We start from the raw sequence: 17,701 nt of genomic DNA, 5'->3' as shown, positions 1-17,701 counted from the left end.
GCCGGCCGGCTGATGTGGGGCCGGTCCTGCGCCGTGCCGGGCGGCGGCCGCTCACCGGGCCGGCCGTCACTTCGTCGCGCATCTCCCGCCGCGGGTGCGGCGCGCACTTCCCGCCGGGGCTCACCCTTCGGACGGTCGTTTCGCTCTGCCGCGTTCGCGGCCCGACCGGAGGGGCCTTCTGCCGACGGTGACCGGCGAAGACGTGATCGGCTCGGCGTCTCTCGCCGGACTCCCGCGGCGGTGGGCGCGGCCGGTGGTGGCGTACCAGCGGGCGGCGAGGACGCCGGCGAGGGCGAGGTCGACGAGGTCGCCGCCGTAGTACATCAGCTGGGACGCGGTGTGCAGGTCGCCGGTGGTGAAGGCAGTACCGGGCGGCGGTGTGGTGTAGAGGGTCTTGGCGAGGACGGCGTGGGCCGATCCGGCGGCCAGCAGGGTGGTGCCGCGCAAGGCGAGGCTCCACCGGCGGCGGACCGGGTCGAGTTGGCAGATGGTGAAGGTGAACAGCAGCCCGGCCGCCAGGACGTGGGCGTGCACGACTGTGCCGAGCAGCGGCTGGTGGTGGGTGGTGGCCAGCAGGTCCGTTCGATGGAGCAGCCACAGGCCGCCGATGTCCAGGACGGCGGCCAGGGGTGGGAAGAGCAGCCAGGTGACGGGCCGGGAATGGGCTGCGGCCGGCAGAGCGCGGCGGGCCGGTCCGGGCGGCAGGGTGCGCAGGGCGAGGGCGAGGGGGCGGGCGAGGATCAGCAGCAGCGGGGCGGCCATGGCGACGGTGAGGTGCTGGGCCACGTGGGAGGTGAACGGCTCGCCGGGCAGGGTGCCGGTGAGCGCGACGGCCAGGGCGGCGCTGCCGGCGGTGAAGGACGCGTCCCGGTGGCGGGGCCAGGCGTCGCCACGTCGACGCAGCCGGGCGGCGGACAGCAGGTAGGCGAGGGCGGACAGCAGCGCGGCCGTGGTGATGACGGGCCCGAAGACGCCGCTGCCGCTGTGACCGGGGTGGGCGTGGGCGAGGATCACGCCGCCGCCGGCGGCCGGTTCCGGGTGCGGCGGTGGGCGCGCACGGTCAGGGCGACGCCGACGAGGAGCAGGATGAGGCCGCCGGTGTTCCACGCCCAGTCGTAGGGGGTGACGTCGACGCCGTAGCGGATCTGGTGCAGGCGCAGCAGCTTGTGATCGACGATCCCGTCGAAGAGCTGGAAGGCGCCCAGCCCCAGGAGGAAGCCGGCCCGGGCGTGGGCGGGGGCCAGGGCGCGGCGTCGGCGCAGGTCGGCGAAGAGGAAGAACCCGGCGACCAGCGCGAGGAGCTCGGCGGTGTGCAGCAGGCCGTCGGACAGCAGGCCGATGCCCGGAGTGGAGCGGTCGTAGAAGTGATGCCAGTGCAGGATCTGGTGGAAGACGATCTCGTCGACGGCGGCCATCACCGCCACGCCGATCAGCCCGCACACGGCCAGCGACCGCCCCGGTTGCGGGCGGGCGTCGGAAGGGACGGGCCGGGCCGGTGCGCTCATCGCGGCAGGTCTCCTGACGAACGGAAGGTTCTGCGGGTGCGCTACGTGTACCCGCGTCGCCCGCCGCATGCCCGCCTGGTGCCGCATCCGGGCGATGGCGATGGGCCGCGCTGCCGCGCGTGTGCCAGGCCGGGGCCTCGGGCGACCCTCTTCATGAGCTCGATGAACCGCTGGTCGCGGACGTGGGCGGTCATGACGAACTCCAGCCGTGACCGCCGTTCTCCATCGCGGCCCGGCACCCGGCGGTCACATGGGCCCAGCTGTCGCTGCGGGGGCCTGGCCCCACGACGAGAACGCGCGGAGCGGGCACCACCTCTCGCCGCCCCGGCCCGAGGTCGTGGTCGTGGTCGTGGTCGTGGTCGACGACCTCAACGGAGTGCCCCTCGAAGAACGCCCGCACGTGTGACTCGACCGCCTCGGCGGTCGGCGGCCAGAGGCCGGCAGCCTGGCATCACCCACCGAGCGATCCTCGCGGACCGCGATGGACCGCGATGGACCGCGATGGACCGCCCCCGGACGGCTCACTCGACGTCATGGCGCGCGTCAGCCGCACACACGACTGCGACACCTCACCCTGCGAGCCCACCCGTCCCGGGGCCGGTGCGGCTGACACCGGGCGGGAGCGGCGGCGCGTCCTGGTTCGCCGTCGCCCGGCCCCGCCCGCGTGCCGTCCGCTCAGCCGCCGAGTGCCGCCATGACCACGTCCTTGGCCTCCTCCTGGACCTGCCGGAGGTGGTCGGGCCCCTGGAACGACTCGGCGTAGATCTTGTAGACGTCCTCGGTGCCGGAGGGGCGGGCGGCGAACCAGGCGTTGGCGGTGGTCACCTTGATGCCGCCGATGGCCGCGCCGTTGCCCGGAGCCTCGGTGAGCACGCCGGTGACCGCCTCCCCGGCGAGGGTGTCCGCGGTGACCTGGGCGGGCGAGAGCTTGGCGAGCAGCGCCTTCTCCTCGCGGGTCGCCGGGGCGTCGATACGGGCGTACGCGGGCTCGCCGAAGCGCGCCGTCAGGGTGGCGTAGTGCTCCGACGGTGTCCGGTCGGTGACCGCGGTGATCTCGGAGGCGAGCAGCGCCAGGATGATGCCGTCCTTGTCGGTGGTCCACACCGAGCCGTCACGGCGCAGGAAGGAGGCGCCGGCCGACTCCTCGCCGCCGAAGCCGAGCGAGCCGTCGACCAGGCCGTCCACGAACCACTTGAAGCCGACGGGCACCTCGACGAGCCGACGGCCGAGGTCGGCGGCGACACGGTCGATCATCGAGGACGACACGAGCGTCTTGCCGATGCCCGTGCCCTCGGGCCACTGCTCGCGGTGGGCGTACAGGTAGGCGATGGCGGCGGCCAGGTAGTGGTTGGGGTTCATCAGGCCCGCGTCCGGTGTGACGATGCCGTGCCGGTCGGCGTCGGCGTCGTTGCCCGTGGCGATCCGGAAGCGGTCCCGCTGGTCGATGAGGGAGGCCATCGCGTACGGCGACGAGCAGTCCATGCGGATCTTGCCGTCCCAGTCCAGCGTCATGAACCGCCAGGTGGGGTCGGTGAGCGGGTTGACCACGGTCAGGTCGAGCCGGTGCTGTTCGGCGATACGGCCCCAGTAGGCGACGGAGGCCCCGCCCAGCGGGTCGGCGCCGATGCGGACGCCGGCGGCGCGGACGGCGTCCAGGTCGAGGACGTTCGGGAGGTCGGCGACGTAGGTGCCGAGGAAGTCGTGGCGGCCGGTGCCGGGGGCGGCGAGCGCCCGGGTGTAGGGGATGCGGCGTACGTCCTTGAGGCCGGCCGCGATGATCTCGTTGGCCCGGTCCTGGATCCAGGAGGTGGCGTCGGAGCCGGCGGGGCCGCCGCTGGGCGGGTTGTACTTGAACCCGCCGTCGGCGGGCGGGTTGTGGGACGGGGTGACGACGACACCGTCGGCGAGGCCCGTGGAACGGCCGCGGTTGTGGGCGAGGATGGCGTGCGAGACGGCCGGGGTGGGCGTGTAGCCGTCGGCGCTGTCGATGAGCACGGTGACGTCGTTGGCGGCGAACACCTCGAGGGCCGTGACCCGGGCGGGCTCGGACAGGGCGTGGGTGTCGGCGCCGAGGAAGAGGGGGCCGTCGGTGCCCTGGGCGGTGCGGTACTCGCAGATGGCCTGGCTGGTGGCGGCGATGTGGTCCTCGTTGAACGCCGTGTTCAGGGACGATCCGCGGTGTCCCGACGTGCCGAACGCCACCCGCTGCGCCGGGTCGGCCGGGTCGGGGTGCAGCGCGTAGTACGCGGTGACCAGCCGTGCGACGTCGGCGAGGTCCTCGGGGCCGGCCGGCCGGCCCGCTCGTTCGTGCTGCATGGTCCGTTCCTCCGCATGGTTGATCCGTCGCTCGACGCCTCATCTTTCCCCGTCACGGCACCGGTGCGCGAGGGCGGGTCCGTCCGGTGCGGCCTGTTCGGGCCGTCCCGCGGACCGACTGCCCGGACCGATGCCGCAGACGCCGACACGGCGTCAGGAAGGCCGTGGCACCCGCCCGGTGTCCACCGGCGAGATCCCACGGGGGCTCGTCGGGCGCCTTCTGCGGGCGGGTCCCGCGGCCGGACCGTCCGGCAGACGTCCCGGACGCGCGCGGCCCGATCGTCGAGCGACCGTGCGGTCAGTGGCCGGAGCCGTGCCGGCCGCCCAGTTGGTCGCGGTGGGCCGGGTCGCCGAGGTAGGTGTCCACGTCGAAGGCCGGGGCCGACCTGATCTCGCTCCTGGTGCGGGACAGCCGCACGGTCCGGTCGGCGTGCCGGACGCCGACCACCACGTCCGAGGCGAGGACCACGTCCCTGCCGAAGAACCGGTTTCCCGTACGCACGACGAGGAAGCCCCGGCCGAGGTCCCGGGAGTACTTGCTGACCCTTCCGGCGCGGCCGTCGGGCGCGATCACCCGGTAGCCCGTCAGGTCGTCGTCCGGTGTGTGCCCCGCCGTGGGCACACGGCGGCCACTGAATTCGCTCACGGTGTCCTCCCTGCTCTGCTGGCCCTGTGAGTGCCCACGACAACCCGCCGTAGACGTGCCGGAGGCGGGTCCGGGTCGGCCGGCGTGGTCGGGGCGGTCCCGACACGCCGGCGGACCCGGTGCGCGCCGGCTCAGACGTCGGAGTCGATGCCCGTGACCACCGCGGGCCCGAGGGGCGCGCTGGTGTCGTCGAGGCCCGCCTCCCGCAGGGCGGAGTCGGCGAGCCGTCGGGCGGCCTCCTCGGCACGGGGAGCGCTGTCCGCCTCGACGGTGAGGCGGATGGTGAACGTGTCGTCCTCGTTCACCGTGAGCGCGTCGAGATCCTCGGTGTTCCCCATCCGGGTGCGGTGCGGATCGGCCGGACGCAGGGTGCGGGTCAGCCGCGCCCGCGCGTCCTCCTCGATCCCGGAGGTGAACGTACCGGGCACGGTGATCACGTAGGTCGTCATGGAGATCCCTTCCTCGGCTGTCGCCCCGCCTACCCACGAATGCGCGATGTCCTTCCGGCCCGCGGCCGTGAACCTCGTGCCGCCGGGTCAGCGTCTGCGGCCGCGCCCCGACCAGCCGCCGCCGATGCCGGCGACGTGGAGGGCGAGCAGGGTCAGGCCGAGGAGCATGACGTTGGTGGAGGTGAAGATGTCGTTGGTCGAGATCTCCGCCGCGTTGATCAGGAAGGCGATGAAGAACGCCACCGCCGCGATGATGGCCAGCATGGTGTCCGTCCCTTCGAAGTGTCGATTTGTTCGTCCGTTCTCCTCCGGATGCCCCCGACCGGGCCGGAAACACGGCGGAACGCCCAGGACGGCCGCCGACGGCCTGAGTAGCCGTACTCAGGCGCGGCCGTCGTGTCGCCGCGACACTGTGGAGCACAACGCCCCGACCGGAAAGGCCCCTCCGTGCTCAGCCGTGCCGCCGCCGCCCTGACGCCCCTGTTCGGCCGCCTCACCGTGACCAGCGAGCTGCGGTTGCGCCTGCCCGCGGGCACCATCTTCGTGGCCAACCACGACTCCCTGGCCGACCCCGCCGTCGTCCTGGCCGCGCTGCGAGGACTGGGCGTGGAGCCGGTGGTCATGGCGACCGCCGGTCTCTGGCGTGTCCCGCTGCTCGGGCGGACGCTGGCGCGCGAGGGGCACATCCCCGTCCGCCGCCGGTCGGCGCACGCCGCGCTCGCGCTCGACGCCGCCGCCGAGGCGCTCGCCGGTGGCCGGCACGTCCTGCTCTACGGGGAGGGCGGGCTGCCGGACCGCCTGGACGCGGCCCCCGGTCCGCCGCAGGCGTTCCGTACCGGACTCGCGCGGCTCGCGCACGCGTCCGGCGCACTGGTGGTCCCGGTGGGGCACGCCGGCGCCCGGCGGATCTCCTCCGGTTCGACGCCGAAGCAACTGGCGGGCGCGCTCACGGCACCGCTGCGCCGCCCCCGCTGCCACGTCCACGTCGGCGCCCCGCTGCGACTGCCGAGGGAGGTGGGCACCGGTACGGCGGCCGCCCGGCACGCCGTCGCGGCGGCCTGGCGTACGGCGGTACGGGCGGTGGGCGAGCGGGGTGTGGACGAACGCGGCGTCGGCGAGCGACGTGCGGAACAGCGGGCGGCGTAGCCGTCCGGCGGCTCCCCCCGTCCGATCGGCACCGGCACCGACGCCTACGCCGCCTCCTCTCCCCCGGATCGCCTCGCCCCCTCAGCGCGGGCTCCTCCCCTCCCCCGGATCGCCTCGCCCCCTCAGTGCGCCCGAGGCGGCGGTGCCGTGCTCTGTCGCAGGACCAGCCGTGTCGGCACGAGCGTGGTGCCGCGTTCGGGGCCCTCGTGGCGCATCTTGCGCAGGACGGCCTGCACGCAGAGGCGGCCGACCTCGGCGAAGTCCTGGTGGAGCGTGGTCAGGGGCGGCAGGAAGGAACTCGCCTCGGGGATGTCGTCGAAGCCGATGACGCTGACGTCCTCGGGGACGCGCCGGCCGCGTTCGTGGAGGGCGCGCAGCAGGCCGAGGGCCATCTGGTCGTTGGCCGCGAAGACGGCGGTGCAGTCCTCGCGGGCCGCGAGGTCGAGGCCCGCGTGGTAGCCGGACTCCGCCGACCAGTCGCCGCGGACGAGGGGCGGCGGGGTGCGGCCGGCCTCGACGAGGGCCTCGCGCCAGGCGTCCGCGCGCCGCTGGGCGGCGAACGAGTCCTCCGGACCGCCCAGGTGCCAGACGGTGCGGTGGCCGAGGCCGAGCAGGTGCTGGACGGCGGTGCGGGTGCCGCCGGCCTGGTCGGTGTCGACGACCGTGTAGTGGCTGCCGGCGTCGGAGTCGACGACCACGACCTGGACGTGCGGCGGGAGCGTGACGATCGCCGCGTCCAGCAGATGCACCTCCATGATGACGATCACCGCGTCGACGGCCAGTTCCTCCAGCCGGGAGAACGCGCCGCGCACCTCGTCCTGGGTGGGGACGGCGACCGGCAGCAGTGTCACCGCGTACCCCTCGGCGGCGGCGGAGGTGGCGATCGCCTCCAGGGTGCGCACGTTGCCGGTGGTGGACAGCGTGAAGGTGATGACGCCGATGGTGCGGAACTCGCCCCGCTTGAGTGCGCGGGCCGCGCTGTTGGGGCGGTAGCCCAGCTCCTTCATGGCCGCCAGCACCTGCTGCCGGGTCTCCTCGTTCACCCCGGCGTACCCGTTGGACACCCGGGACACCGTCTGCGACGAGACGCCCGCCAGGCGGGCCACGTCCGCCATGGAGGCGGTGGCGCGGCCGCGGGTGCGGGCGCGCTGGAGGGCGCCGCCTGGCTCGGCGGGGCCTCCGGCCGGTCCGCCGGCCGTCCCGGCTCCCGCCGCCAGGGCTCTTTCAGCCATCTCCACCCGTAGCCCCACCTCTCTGTCGCCGCAGGTTCCACCGTCGCCCCAAGGGACCCTTGACCGTGGTTATCGGGGCAGTGTAGACATGCCGCCATCAGATGTTTACGTAAACATAACAGCCCATCGGGCACATGCGGTGACTGATGTTTGCGTAAACATCGTGGCGGTGCAGCCCTGTCCCTCGGTGCGGCGCCGCCGGTTCCAGGACTGGACGAGCGAGGAACGACATGACGACGCTGCAACCGCCGGCGGCCGCCGAACCGCGGCCGGCACCTCCTCCGGCGAAACGGGACCGCCGCTCCTGGACGGGGTGGGGTTTCATCGGTCCCTTCGTGGCCGTGTTCGCCCTGGTCTTCCTGGCTCCGATCGCGTATTCGATCTACCTCAGTCTCTTCCGCGACCAGCTCATCGGCGGCACCACCTTCGTCGGCCTGGACAACTACACGCAGGCGCTCAAGGACGACCGGTTCTGGGCCTCGCTGGGCCGGGTGTCGCTCTTCCTGGCCGTCCAGGTCCCGATCATGCTCGGCATCGCCCTGCTGGTGGCCCTGGCCCTGGACAGCGGGCGGCTCTACGGCAAGAGCTTCTTCCGCATCACGATCTTCCTGCCGTACGCGGTGCCCGCCGTGGTCGCCACCCTGATGTGGGGCTTCATGTACGGCACGAAGTACGGACTGGTCGGCGACATCAACGGGGCGTTCGGCGTCACCCTGCCCGACCCGCTCTCGCCCGACCTGGTGCTGGCGTCGATCGGCAACATCGTCACCTGGGAGTTCGTCGGCTACAACATGCTGATCTTCTACTCGGCGCTGCGTGTCATCCCGAACTCGCTCTACGAGGCGGCGGAGATCGACGGCGCCGGACAGTTCCGGGTCATCACCGCGATCAAGCTGCCCGCGATCCGCGGTGCCCTCGTCATCGCGACGATCTTCTCCATCATCGGCAGCTTCCAGCTCTTCAACGAGCCGAACATCCTGCGGCCGTTGGCACGCAACGCCATCACGACGGACTACACCCCGAACTACTACACGTACTCGCTGTCCTTCAACGGCCAGCAGCACAACTACTCCGCGACGGTGGCCATCATCATGGGGCTGATCACGATGCTGATCGCCTACGTCGTGCAGCTGCGCGGCATGCGCAAGGGAGCGTGACCAGATGAGCAGCCCTCTCACCACCGCCTCCCCCGCCGCGCCGGCCAAGGCCCAGGGCCCCGGCAGGAGCGCGCCGCGACTGCGCGGTCCGCGCCGGCACACCGCCGGACGGCCCCGGCGCAGCACGCTGCTGACCGTGCTGACCTCCCTGGTGGTCCTCTACACGGTGGTCCCGCTGATCTGGCTGGCCATCAACGCCACCAAGACCCAGTCGGGCCTGGCCGATTCGTCCGGGCTGTGGTTCAGCGACGACTTCGCCCTGTGGGACAACATCCGCGACACGTTCACGTACGACGACGGCGTGTTCACGCGCTGGCTGCTGAACACCCTGATGTACGTGGTGCTCGGCGCCGGCGGTGCCACCTTCCTCGCGATCCTGGGCGGTTACGCGCTGGCGAAGTTCGACTTCCCCGGCAAGCGCGGCGTCTTCGCCGTGGTCATCGGGGCCGTCGCCGTCCCGGGCACGGCGCTCGCGGTGCCCACCTTCCTGATGTTCAGCAAGATGGGCCTGACCGACACCCCGTGGGCGGTGATCATCCCGTCGCTGGTCTCGCCGTTCGGCCTGTATCTGATGTGGGTGTTCGCCGCCGAGGCCATCCCCACCGAACTGCTGGAGGCCGCCCGGATCGACGGGGCCGGCGAGGCGCGCACCTTCTTCACGGTCGCGCTGCCGCTGCTCGCCCCCGGCATCGTCACCGTGCTGCTGTTCACCACGGTCGCGACCTGGAACAACTACTTCCTGCCGCTGATCATGCTCAAGGACTCGGACTGGTATCCCCTGACCCTGGGCCTGAGCGTCTGGAACTCCCAGGCGGAGACGATCGGCGGTGACGTGATCTTCAACCTGGTGATCACCGGTTCGCTGCTCACCATCCTGCCGCTGATCGCCGCGTTCCTGCTGCTCCAGAAGTACTGGCAGTCCGGGCTCGCCGCCGGAAGCGTCAAGGAGTGACGCCGCGCCACCAGCCCGGCGCCACTCCCCCCAAGCCCCACCTTGCGCACCCCCACCCTCACCTGTCCCACCCACGAAGAAGTGGAAGCACCTCCATGCGCAGAAAGACCAGCCGCCTGCTGCGCGGCATCGCCCTCCTCTCCACCCTCGCCCTGGGCGCCACCGCCTGCGGCGGCTCCGACGACAGCTCCGACCAGAAGGCGGTCTCCGCCTCGGACATCCAGGCGGCCCTCGAGAAGGGCGGCACGGTCACGGTCTGGGCCTGGGAACCCACGCTCAAGACGGTCGCCGCCGACTTCCAGAAGAAGTACCCCAAGGTCAAGATCAACCTCGTCAGCGAGCGGTCCGGTGACAAGCACTACACCGCCCTGTCGAACGCCATATCGGCCGAGAAGGGCGTGCCCGACGTCGCGCAGGTCGAGTACTTCGCGCTGAGCCAGTACGCGCTCACCAAGGGCCTCACCGACCTGGCCCCCTTCGGCGCCGACAAGCTCGCCTCGAAGTACACCCCGGGTCCGTGGAACGCCGTGAACGACGGCAAGGCCGTCTACGGCCTGCCGATGGACTCCGGCCCGATGGCGCTGTTCTACAACAAGACGGTCTTCGACAAGTACAAGATCGCCGTCCCGACCACCTGGGACGAGTACGTCGACGCGGCCCGCAAGCTGCACAAGGCCGATCCGAAGGTCTACATCGCCAACGACGCCGGCGACGCGGGCTTCACCACCAGCATGCTGTGGCAGGCCGGTTCGCGCCCCTACCAGGTCGACGGCACCAAGGTGAAGATCGACTTCTCCGACGCGGGCGCCAAGAAGTACACCGACACCTGGCAGAAGCTCATCGACGAGAAGCTTCTCGCGCCCATCAACGGCTGGACCGACGACTGGTACAAGGGGCTGGGTGACGGCACCATCGCCACCCTGGCCACCGGTGCCTGGATGCCCGCCAACTTCGTCACCGGCGTGCCGAACGCGGCCGGCGACTGGCGCGCGGCCCCGATGCCGGCCTGGACCAAGGGCGACAAGGCGAGCGCGGAGAACGGCGGCAGCTCCCTGGCACTGCCGGCGCTGGGCAAGAACAAGGAACTCGCCTACGCCTTCGTCGAGTACGCGAACGCCGGTGACGGCGTGCAGACCCGGGTCAAGCAGGGTGCCTTCCCGGCGACCACCGCGGAGCTGGAGTCCACCGAGTTCCAGAACACCGCGTTCGACTACTTCGGCGGACAGCAGGCCAACAAGATCTTCGCCGAGTCCGCGGCGAACGTCGCCGACGACTGGTCGTACCTGCCCTTCCAGCAGTACGCCAACTCGATCTTCAACGACACCGTCGGCAAGGCCTACGTCTCCGGCACCAAGCTGGCGGACGGTCTGAAGGCCTGGCAGGACGCCTCGGTCAAGTACGGCGAGGAGCAGGGCTTCACCGTCGAGAAGTAGTCGGCAGGCAAGAGACGACGGGCGGCGCGGCGCTGGGCCGCGCCGCCCCCGTGCACCACACCCGGAAGGACCGCCATGATCTCCACCCTCCAGTCCCGCCGCCGCGGGGCGGACGGTGACCCCGCCCCGCGTCTGGCCTACGGCGCCGACTACAACCCCGAGCAGTGGCCCCGGGACGTGTGGGAGGAGGACGTCCGGCTGATGCGCGAGGCCGGCGTCACCGTCGTGTCCGTGGGGATCTTCTCCTGGGCGCGTATCCAACCGGGCCCGGACACCTGGGACTTCGGCTGGCTCGACGAGGTCATGGACCTGCTGCACGCGGGCGGCATCGGGGTCGACCTCGCCACCGCGACCGCCTCCCCGCCGCCCTGGCTCACCACCGCCCACCCGGAGATCCTGCCGGTGACGGCGAACGGCGAGACGGTGTGGCCGGGCGCCCGGCAGCACTGGCGGCCCACCTCGCCCGTCTTCCGCGAGCACGCCCTGCGCCTGGTCCGCGAGATCGCGAACCGCTACCGGGAGCATCCGGCGCTGGTGGCCTGGCACGTCTCCAACGAGCTGGGCTGCCACAACGTCTACGACTACTCCGACGACGCGGCCCGCGCCTTCCGCGACTGGCTGCGCGCCCGCTACGGCTCGCTCGACGCCCTCAACCACGCCTGGGGGACGGCCTTCTGGTCGCAGCGCTACAGCGACTGGGAGCAGATCCTGCCGCCGCGGCTCGCCGCCTCGCATCCCAACCCGACGCAGCAGCTGGACTTCAAGCGCTTCTCCTCGGACGCGCTGAAGGACCATCTGCGCGCGGAGCGCGACATCCTGCGGGAGATCACGCCCGACGTGCCGGTCACCACCAACTTCATGGTGATGGGCGGCACCAAGGGCATGAACTACCCGGACTGGGCGGACGAGATCGACTTCGTCTCCAACGACCACTACGTCCACCCCGGTCCGCAGGACCGCGACGAGCTGTCCTTCTCGGCGAACCTGGTCAGCGGCATCGCGGGCGGGCGCCCCTGGTTCCTGATGGAGCACTCCACCAGCGCCGTCAACTGGCAGCCCGTCAACGTGGCGAAGCGGCCCGGCGATCTGGCCCGCGACTCGCTGCTGCACGTGGCGCACGGCGCGGACGCGGTCTGCTTCTTCCAGTGGCGGCAGTCGGCGGCCGGCGCCGAGAAGTACCACTCGGCGATGGTCCCGCACGCCGGCGCGGACAGCGACCTCTTCCGCGCGGTGACCGGTCTCGGCGCCACCCTGAAGACGCTCGCGCCGGTCGCCGGGTCCGAACGGGAGCCCGCCCGGGTCGGCGTCCTCTTCGACTGGGAGTCGTGGTGGGCGAGTGAACAGGACTCCCACCCCACCTCCCTGCTCGACTACCGTCAGGAGGCGCTCGACTGGTACTCGGCGCTCCTGGCCCTCGGCATCCGCGCCGACCTCGTCACCACCCGCGCCGACCTCGCCCGGTACGGGATGCTGATCGCCCCCGTGCTGCACGTCGTCCCCGCCGGGCTCGCCAAGGAGCTGACGCGCTACGCCGAGCAGGGCGGCCACCTCGTCACCACGTACTTCTCCGGGGTCGTCGACGAGAACGACCACGTCTGGCTCGGCGGCTACCCGGGGGCCCTGCGCGAGCTGCTCGGCATCCGGGTCGAGGAGTTCGGGCCGCTCCTGGCCGGGGAGAGCGTGGAACTGGACGACGCGACCACGGGCACCCTGTGGACCGACCAGGTCACCGCGACCGACGCCGGTACGCAGGTCCTGGCCCGCTACCGGACGGGAGCGCACGCCGGCCGTCCGGCCGTCACCCGGCGCGCCACGGGCGGCGGTTCGGCCTCCTACGTCTCCACGCGGCTCGGCGTCGACGGGCTGGTCTCGCTGCTGCCGCGGCTGCTGGAGCCGGCCGGCGTGACCAGCGAACTGCCGGCCGGCCTGCGCGGACGGGTCGAGCTGACCGTCCGGCGCGGTGCGGCGGGCCGCTTCCTGTTCGTGGTCAACCGGACCGACGACACCGTGCCGGTGACCGGCCTGCACGGCGAGGTCCTGCACGGGAGCACCGACGCCGACGGCACCCTCGTCCTCGGCCCCAGGGAGGTCGCCGTACTGCGGCAGCCGGCCGGCTGACCCCGGGCCGCACACGCACCGCCCCCGCACCCCCACCCCCTCGACTCCTCGGCACGGCACGCACCCGTGTCGGGGGCCATCCCCTTCCGCCTCGGTGGCGGGAGGGGCCCACGCAGCGACCGCACCGCAGTTGGGAGCACACGATGGCACGCCGTACCCGCAGCAGACGATCCCTCGGGGCCGCCACCCTGACCGCCCTGGCCACCGGGGCCACCCTGCTCGGCGTCCCCGCGCAGGCCGAGGCCGCCGCCTCCGTCACCGTCCAGCCGGACCCGTCGTACCGGCAGGAGAAGTTCGAGGGCTGGGGCACCAGCCTGGTCTGGTTCGCCAACGCGACCGGCGACTACCCGCCGGAGATACGCGAGAAGCTCGCCCGGCTCCTCTTCGGCGACGACGGGCTGGCGCTGAACATCGCCCGGTACAACATCGGCGGCGGCAACGCCCCGGACGTCAAGGACTACCTGCGCGCCGGCGGTGCCGTCGAGGGCTGGTGGCAGGCGCCCGAGGGCACCACCCGCGAGGACACCGACTGGTGGAGCGCCGACGACCCGGCCGACTGGAACAAGAACGCCGACGCCACCCAGCGCTGGTGGGTGGACCGCATCAAGAACGACATCGACCACTGGGAGACCTTCAGCAACTCCCCGCCGTGGTTCATGACCGTCAGCGGCTACGTCTCCGGCGGGTTCAACGCCACCGCCGACCAGTTGAAGCCCGAGTCGGTCGACGACTTCGCCGCCTACATGGCGGAGGCGACCAAGCGGCTGGAGAAGGCGCACGGCATCAAGGTCGACACCGTCGACCCGTTCAACGAGCCGAACACCGGCTACTGGAGCACCCGGCTGGGCGCGGACGGCGAGCCGGTCGGCGGCCGTCAGGAGGGCGCCCACATGGGCCCCGAACTCCAGCAGAAGGTCCTCGCCGCCCTGGCGCCCGCGCTGAAGAAGGCGAAGACCAAGGCGGAGATCTCCGCGATGGACGAGACCAACCCGTCGATCTTCGCGCAGAACTGGAACGCCTACTCGCAGCAGGCGCGTGACGTCGTCGAGCAGATGAACGTCCACACCTACGGCACCGGGCAGCGCACCACCGTGCGGGACCTGGCCAAGGCCGCCGACAAGCCGCTGTGGATGAGCGAGGTCGAGGGCGACTGGGGCGACGGGCAGAGCTTCACCGACATGCGCCCCGGTCTCGGGCTCGCCCAGCGCATCGTCGACGACCTGCGCGAACTCGAGCCCAAGGCCTGGGTGTTCTGGCAGCCGGTCGAGGACTACGACAACATGAAGCCCGGCGGCGAGTCCGCCAAGGGCGGCAACTGGGGCAGCATCCAGCTGCCGTTCAGCTGCACGTCGACGGACACGCTGGAGTCCTGCCCGATCCACACGAACACCAAGTTCGACACCGCCCGCAACTTCACCCACTTCATCAAGCCCGGCGACAAGCTGATCAAGGTGAACGACACCTCCAGCGCCGCCGCCGTCACCGCCAACGGCAAGGGTGCCTCGCTGGTCCACGTCAACAGCACCACCGAGGCCCGCACGGTCACCATCGACCTGTCGAAGTTCCGCAGGATCAGCGACGACGCGACCGTCACCCCGGTCGTCACCAGCGCCGACGGCAAGCTCCAGCCGCAGGCGCCGATCAGGGTGGCCGACCGCAAGGCCACCTTCACGGTGCCCGCCCAGTCGGTGACCTCCTTCGCCGTCAAGGGCGTGTCCGGCGTGGCGAAGGACGCCCCGCTGATCCGCAAGGGCCACACCTACACCCTGACCGGCGTGCAGAGCGGCAAGGCGGTCACCGTGGCCGCCAACGGCACCAACCTGGTCATCGGCACCGGCACCGGCACCACCGCGCAGCAGTGGCAGCTGGACGCCCGCTACGGCGAGACCGGCGCCCGTCAGCGGTACGTGTTCGCCAACCCGGCGGAGGGCGAGCGGCTGGCCGTCCGTGACAACGTGCCCGTGGTGGAGCCCGACACCGGCGAGCGGGACCCGGCCACCGAGTGGATCATGTCGACCACCGGTGACGGCACCTGGACCCTGGTGAACGCCGCCACCGGCCGCGTCCTCGAGGTCGGCGGCCAGGCCACGAACGAGGGAGCAGCCGTCACGACGTGGCAGCCCAACTCCGGTGCGAACCAGCGGTGGAGGGTGACGGACGTGACCGGCACGGTGAGCGGCCAGGGCACCTCCTGACCTTCCTGGCAGCGCCGTGAAGACCTGCGCCCGCACCGTGTCCGTCACGGTGCGGGCGCCGGCATGTCCGTCAGGAGCGCAGCGCCTTCCGCAGGCGGCGCCGCGAGGCCCGCTCCCACAGCTGCGGCAGCTCCCGCTCCCGGTCGGCGGCCGTGGCCTGCTCCTGGCCGTACAGCAGGCCCCAGGTGAAGCCGGGTTCGCCCGCGGCGTGGGCGGCCACCGCCTGGCGGCGCAGGTCCTCACGGGCCACGACGCTGTCGTGGTGGTCGCCGAGTGCCTTCTGCACCGCCTTGACGTGCTGGGCCAAGGCGGACGTGCCGAGGGCGGGGCGGGCGGCCTCGGCGGCGTAGCGGAGGCGTTTGGCGCCCTTGCGGGCGTGGTGGAGGGCGGCGTCACGCTCCGGGCCGGGCGGCATGCGCCGGGCGCGTTCGATGCGGCCGGCAAGCCGGTCGTGCTCCTTCAGGATCGCCCGGGGCAGGGCCTTCGCCGGCTTCCGGGAGGCCTTGGAGCGCAGCGGCGGGTGGGTCGTCAGCCGGTTCAGCGATTCCAGGAGGGTCACGTAGCGGGGGGAGGACAGCGCGGCGAGGGAGCGTTCGCGGGCCGCGGAGGACCGGGTGGCGTCCCAGGCCTGGAGGCGGGCGGAGACGGGGCCGAGGACCAGTTCGGGCGGCAGCTTCGCCACGCCCTCGCGCAACCGGTCCGACAGCACTTCCTGATCGCGTTCGACGCCCAGTTCGCCGCCGAGCCACTTCAGCTCCTCCCGGAGCGGGTCGGTGACCTCGCGGTCGAACAGGGAGCGGTAGGAGCGCAGGCAGCTGCGCAGGCGCCGGCAGGCGACCCGCATCCTGTGCACCGCGTCGGGCAGCCCGCGCCGTACGGCCGGGTCGAGGTCCACGATGGTGCGGACCTGCTCCGAGACGTAGGCGAGCACGTGGTCGCCCGCCGAGCCCGCGGTCACGTCGGCGGGCCGGTCCGGTGCGGGCCCGGTGTCCGGGAGCGTCTCCTTGTCGGGGGCCGTCTCCGTGAGGGCGCGGGCCAGCTTGGACGGGGTCCTCAGCCGCGCGAAGCCCTCCTTGCCGAGGGCCTTGTCGACGCGCTTGAGGAGGGCCGGGTCGCCGTCCTCGACGAGTTCGACCTCCAGTTCCGTCCAGGCGGTGTGTCCGCCCTCGGGCCGCAGCGAGTCGGCCGCCACCTGGTCGAGGACGATTTCGGCGACTCGGGCTCCGTCGGCGTCGACGAGGTCGCGCACGGTCCGGTGGGAGCGGATGCGGACCACCGGCTCGAGACGGGCGCCGCGGGTGCGGGAGAGCGCCAACTCGCGCAGTTCGTCGGGGATCTCCTCCTGAAGCGGCGCGCGGATCTCCTCGCGGGAGTCGTCGGCCAGCGGCAGCTTGAGGTGCCAGCCGGCGTCGGAGCCGCCCGTGCGGCGGCGCAGGGTCGCGGCGGAGCGGGTCAGGCGCAGGTCGGTGGTGTCGTAGTACACGGCGTCCAGGTCGTGGGTGCCCGCGTCGACGAGTGAGGTGCCGTCGCCCTCGCCGGTCAGGCCGGACAGCCGGGGGAAGCCGCCCGGGGCCGGCACCTCGTATTTTCGTTCCGTCTCCCGTGTCGACTGGCTCATGTGTTCCCGGTTGACCCGATGCGCGAATTCAAACCTCCGCGGCGCCGCCCCTGCGCACGGGACGCGGCAGGTGAACGGCGGTTCCGTCGGTGCCGGTAGCGGGGACGCGCTCCAGGACGCCGCCCGCGAAGACGTCGTACAGGGGCAGCGTCTCGAGGTGGACGTAGCCGATGTGGCAGTCGCAGACGGTCAGCGGGCAGGGGCGGGGGCGCAGGGCGGCGCGGTAGGAGCCGTCGTAGAGGTTGCCCAGCTCGGTGCGGACGAAGTGGCAGCGGCGGACGGTGCCGTCGCCGTCGACGGAGACCACCGAGTCGCCGGTGCGGCAGGGCAGGCCGGCACTGCGGTGCGGGTGGCGGCTGTAGGGGAAGAGCGGGTCCAGGGCGGTCCACCGGTCGGCGTCGGCGTCCGGGTAGGTGTGGCCCTCGGCGGCGTTCACCCACAGGTAGACGTGGTCGGGGAGGTCGGCGCGCAGGCGGCGGGCCGCCTCCAGGTGGTCGGGGAGGCCGACGACACCGACGCTGAACCGGATGCCGCGCGCGGTGAGTCCGCGGCACTTGGTGAGGAAGCGGTCGTAGGGGGTCTGGCCGGGGTGGTAGGTGCACCACAGGGCGAGGGTGTCGGGATCGGCGTCGGCGAGCCAGTCGGTGCGGCAGCTGAGGTTGGTCTGGATCGCCACCCGCCGGATGTGCGGCAGGTGGGACAGCTCGATGAGGGCGCGCCGGTACCAGGAGCGGACCAGGCCCTCGCCCCAGGGGGTGAACAGGATCGAGAGGCGGTCGCCGGCCTGGTCCGCGGCCCAGGCGGCGAACCGGTCGAGGGCGGCGCGGTCGGCGCGGAGCTGGGCGCCGGTGTCGCGCCGCTTGGCGAAGGGGCAGTAGGGGCAGTCGTAGTCGCAGGAGGCGAGGGGGCCGCGGTAGAGGAGGGTCAGGTCCAT

The 17,701-nt window shown here is 72.3% G+C and carries 16 protein-coding genes; 7 read left to right on the top strand and 9 right to left on the bottom strand.

Features of this window, described 5'->3' with window-relative positions; translation table 11 throughout:
* Positions 1-120 precede the first annotated feature (120 nt).
* A complete protein-coding gene (locus ACF1A1_RS35580; protein ID WP_392005729.1) occupies positions 121-1,014 on the bottom strand; it encodes a cytochrome c oxidase assembly protein in 894 nt (297 codons plus the stop codon).
* Positions 1,011-1,505, bottom strand: coding sequence for a DUF2243 domain-containing protein (locus tag ACF1A1_RS35575; RefSeq protein WP_392005727.1), 495 nt, complete (start codon positions 1,503-1,505; stop codon positions 1,011-1,013). The genes ACF1A1_RS35580 and ACF1A1_RS35575 overlap by 4 nt, the downstream gene beginning before the upstream one ends.
* 250 nt (positions 1,506-1,755) lie before the next feature.
* Here ACF1A1_RS35575 and ACF1A1_RS35570 point away from each other — a divergent pair, with 250 nt between their 5' ends.
* Positions 1,756-1,911 (top strand): hypothetical protein, encoded by a 156-nt coding sequence (locus ACF1A1_RS35570; RefSeq protein WP_392005725.1) that lies wholly within the window; start codon positions 1,756-1,758, stop codon positions 1,909-1,911.
* Positions 1,912-2,180: 269 nt separating this feature from the next.
* Here the strand turns inward: ACF1A1_RS35570 and pgm are convergent, their stop codons facing one another.
* From pgm to ACF1A1_RS35550, 4 genes are all read right to left on the bottom strand, one after another.
* The gene (pgm, locus tag ACF1A1_RS35565) at positions 2,181-3,821 is read right to left on the bottom strand and encodes a phosphoglucomutase (alpha-D-glucose-1,6-bisphosphate-dependent) (protein ID WP_392005723.1); all 1,641 of its coding nucleotides are present in this window, start codon (positions 3,819-3,821) and stop codon (positions 2,181-2,183) included.
* Between the two features lie 298 nt (positions 3,822-4,119).
* A complete protein-coding gene (locus ACF1A1_RS35560) occupies positions 4,120-4,467 on the bottom strand; it encodes a PRC-barrel domain containing protein (protein WP_392005721.1) in 348 nt (115 codons plus the stop codon).
* A 131-nt stretch (positions 4,468-4,598) separates the two neighbouring features.
* A complete protein-coding gene (locus tag ACF1A1_RS35555; RefSeq protein ID WP_392005719.1) occupies positions 4,599-4,916 on the bottom strand; it encodes a hypothetical protein in 318 nt (105 codons plus the stop codon).
* Positions 4,917-5,003: 87 nt separating this feature from the next.
* Positions 5,004-5,180 carry a hypothetical protein gene (locus ACF1A1_RS35550; protein WP_392005717.1) on the bottom strand — a complete coding sequence of 59 codons (177 nt, stop codon included), beginning with the start codon at positions 5,178-5,180 and terminating at the stop codon, positions 5,004-5,006.
* A 183-nt stretch (positions 5,181-5,363) separates the two neighbouring features.
* Between ACF1A1_RS35550 and ACF1A1_RS35545 the strand changes: the two genes are divergently transcribed.
* Positions 5,364-6,062 (top strand): lysophospholipid acyltransferase family protein, encoded by a 699-nt coding sequence (locus tag ACF1A1_RS35545; RefSeq protein ID WP_392005715.1) that lies wholly within the window; start codon positions 5,364-5,366, stop codon positions 6,060-6,062.
* Between the two features lie 122 nt (positions 6,063-6,184).
* On the opposite strand, the gene ACF1A1_RS35540 is transcribed toward ACF1A1_RS35545, so the two are convergent.
* Positions 6,185-7,177, bottom strand: a complete 993-nt coding sequence (locus ACF1A1_RS35540) for a LacI family DNA-binding transcriptional regulator (protein ID WP_392005758.1) — start codon at positions 7,175-7,177, stop codon at positions 6,185-6,187.
* Between the two features lie 347 nt (positions 7,178-7,524).
* On the opposite strand from ACF1A1_RS35540, the gene ACF1A1_RS35535 reads away from it, so the two are divergent.
* The 5 genes from ACF1A1_RS35535 (at position 7,525) to ACF1A1_RS35515 (ending at position 15,149) form a co-directional block, all read left to right on the top strand.
* On the top strand, positions 7,525-8,451 hold the full coding sequence (locus ACF1A1_RS35535) for a carbohydrate ABC transporter permease (RefSeq protein ID WP_392005713.1): 927 nt from the start codon (positions 7,525-7,527) through the stop codon (positions 8,449-8,451).
* A gap of 4 nt (positions 8,452-8,455) precedes the next feature.
* A complete protein-coding gene (locus ACF1A1_RS35530; protein WP_392005711.1) occupies positions 8,456-9,403 on the top strand; it encodes a carbohydrate ABC transporter permease in 948 nt (315 codons plus the stop codon).
* 95 nt (positions 9,404-9,498) lie between these two features.
* Positions 9,499-10,836, top strand: a complete 1,338-nt coding sequence (locus tag ACF1A1_RS35525) for an ABC transporter substrate-binding protein (RefSeq protein WP_392005709.1) — start codon at positions 9,499-9,501, stop codon at positions 10,834-10,836.
* Positions 10,837-10,911: 75 nt separating this feature from the next.
* A complete protein-coding gene (locus ACF1A1_RS35520) occupies positions 10,912-12,954 on the top strand; it encodes a beta-galactosidase (RefSeq protein ID WP_392005707.1) in 2,043 nt (680 codons plus the stop codon).
* 143 nt (positions 12,955-13,097) lie between these two features.
* Positions 13,098-15,149, top strand: coding sequence for an RICIN domain-containing protein (locus tag ACF1A1_RS35515; RefSeq protein WP_392005705.1), 2,052 nt, complete (start codon positions 13,098-13,100; stop codon positions 15,147-15,149).
* A 70-nt stretch (positions 15,150-15,219) separates the two neighbouring features.
* On the opposite strand, the gene ACF1A1_RS35510 is transcribed toward ACF1A1_RS35515, so the two are convergent.
* Positions 15,220-16,767 (bottom strand): CHAD domain-containing protein, encoded by a 1,548-nt coding sequence (locus tag ACF1A1_RS35510; RefSeq protein ID WP_392005703.1) that lies wholly within the window; start codon positions 16,765-16,767, stop codon positions 15,220-15,222.
* A gap of 28 nt (positions 16,768-16,795) precedes the next feature.
* Positions 16,796-17,701 (bottom strand): STM4011 family radical SAM protein, encoded by a 906-nt coding sequence (locus ACF1A1_RS35505; RefSeq protein WP_392005701.1) that lies wholly within the window; start codon positions 17,699-17,701, stop codon positions 16,796-16,798.

Origin of the sequence: Streptomyces sp. NPDC014995 (genome assembly GCF_043080745.1) — a bacterium.
Taxonomy (GTDB): domain Bacteria; phylum Actinomycetota; class Actinomycetes; order Streptomycetales; family Streptomycetaceae; genus Streptomyces.
The sequence above is the reverse complement of the archived record's forward strand: the minus strand, read 5'-3'. Positions and strand labels throughout refer to the sequence as shown.

Coding starts and splice junctions, on each gene's coding strand:
- ACF1A1_RS35575 (WP_392005727.1), bottom strand. CDS start 1,505: ATGAGCGCACCGGCCCGGCCCGTCCCTTCCGACGCCCGCCCGCAACCG.
- ACF1A1_RS35570 (WP_392005725.1), top strand. CDS start 1,756: ATGGGCCCAGCTGTCGCTGCGGGGGCCTGGCCCCACGACGAGAACGCG.
- pgm (WP_392005723.1), bottom strand. CDS start 3,821: ATGCAGCACGAACGAGCGGGCCGGCCGGCCGGCCCCGAGGACCTCGCC.
- ACF1A1_RS35555 (WP_392005719.1), bottom strand. CDS start 4,916: ATGACGACCTACGTGATCACCGTGCCCGGTACGTTCACCTCCGGGATC.
- ACF1A1_RS35550 (WP_392005717.1), bottom strand. CDS start 5,180: ATGCTGGCCATCATCGCGGCGGTGGCGTTCTTCATCGCCTTCCTGATC.
- ACF1A1_RS35540 (WP_392005758.1), bottom strand. CDS start 7,177: ATGGCGGACGTGGCCCGCCTGGCGGGCGTCTCGTCGCAGACGGTGTCC.
- ACF1A1_RS35535 (WP_392005713.1), top strand. CDS start 7,525: ATGACGACGCTGCAACCGCCGGCGGCCGCCGAACCGCGGCCGGCACCT.
- ACF1A1_RS35530 (WP_392005711.1), top strand. CDS start 8,456: ATGAGCAGCCCTCTCACCACCGCCTCCCCCGCCGCGCCGGCCAAGGCC.
- ACF1A1_RS35525 (WP_392005709.1), top strand. CDS start 9,499: ATGCGCAGAAAGACCAGCCGCCTGCTGCGCGGCATCGCCCTCCTCTCC.
- ACF1A1_RS35520 (WP_392005707.1), top strand. CDS start 10,912: ATGATCTCCACCCTCCAGTCCCGCCGCCGCGGGGCGGACGGTGACCCC.
- ACF1A1_RS35515 (WP_392005705.1), top strand. CDS start 13,098: ATGGCACGCCGTACCCGCAGCAGACGATCCCTCGGGGCCGCCACCCTG.
- ACF1A1_RS35510 (WP_392005703.1), bottom strand. CDS start 16,767: ATGAGCCAGTCGACACGGGAGACGGAACGAAAATACGAGGTGCCGGCC.
- ACF1A1_RS35505 (WP_392005701.1), bottom strand. CDS start 17,701: ATGGACCTGACCCTCCTCTACCGCGGCCCCCTCGCCTCCTGCGACTAC.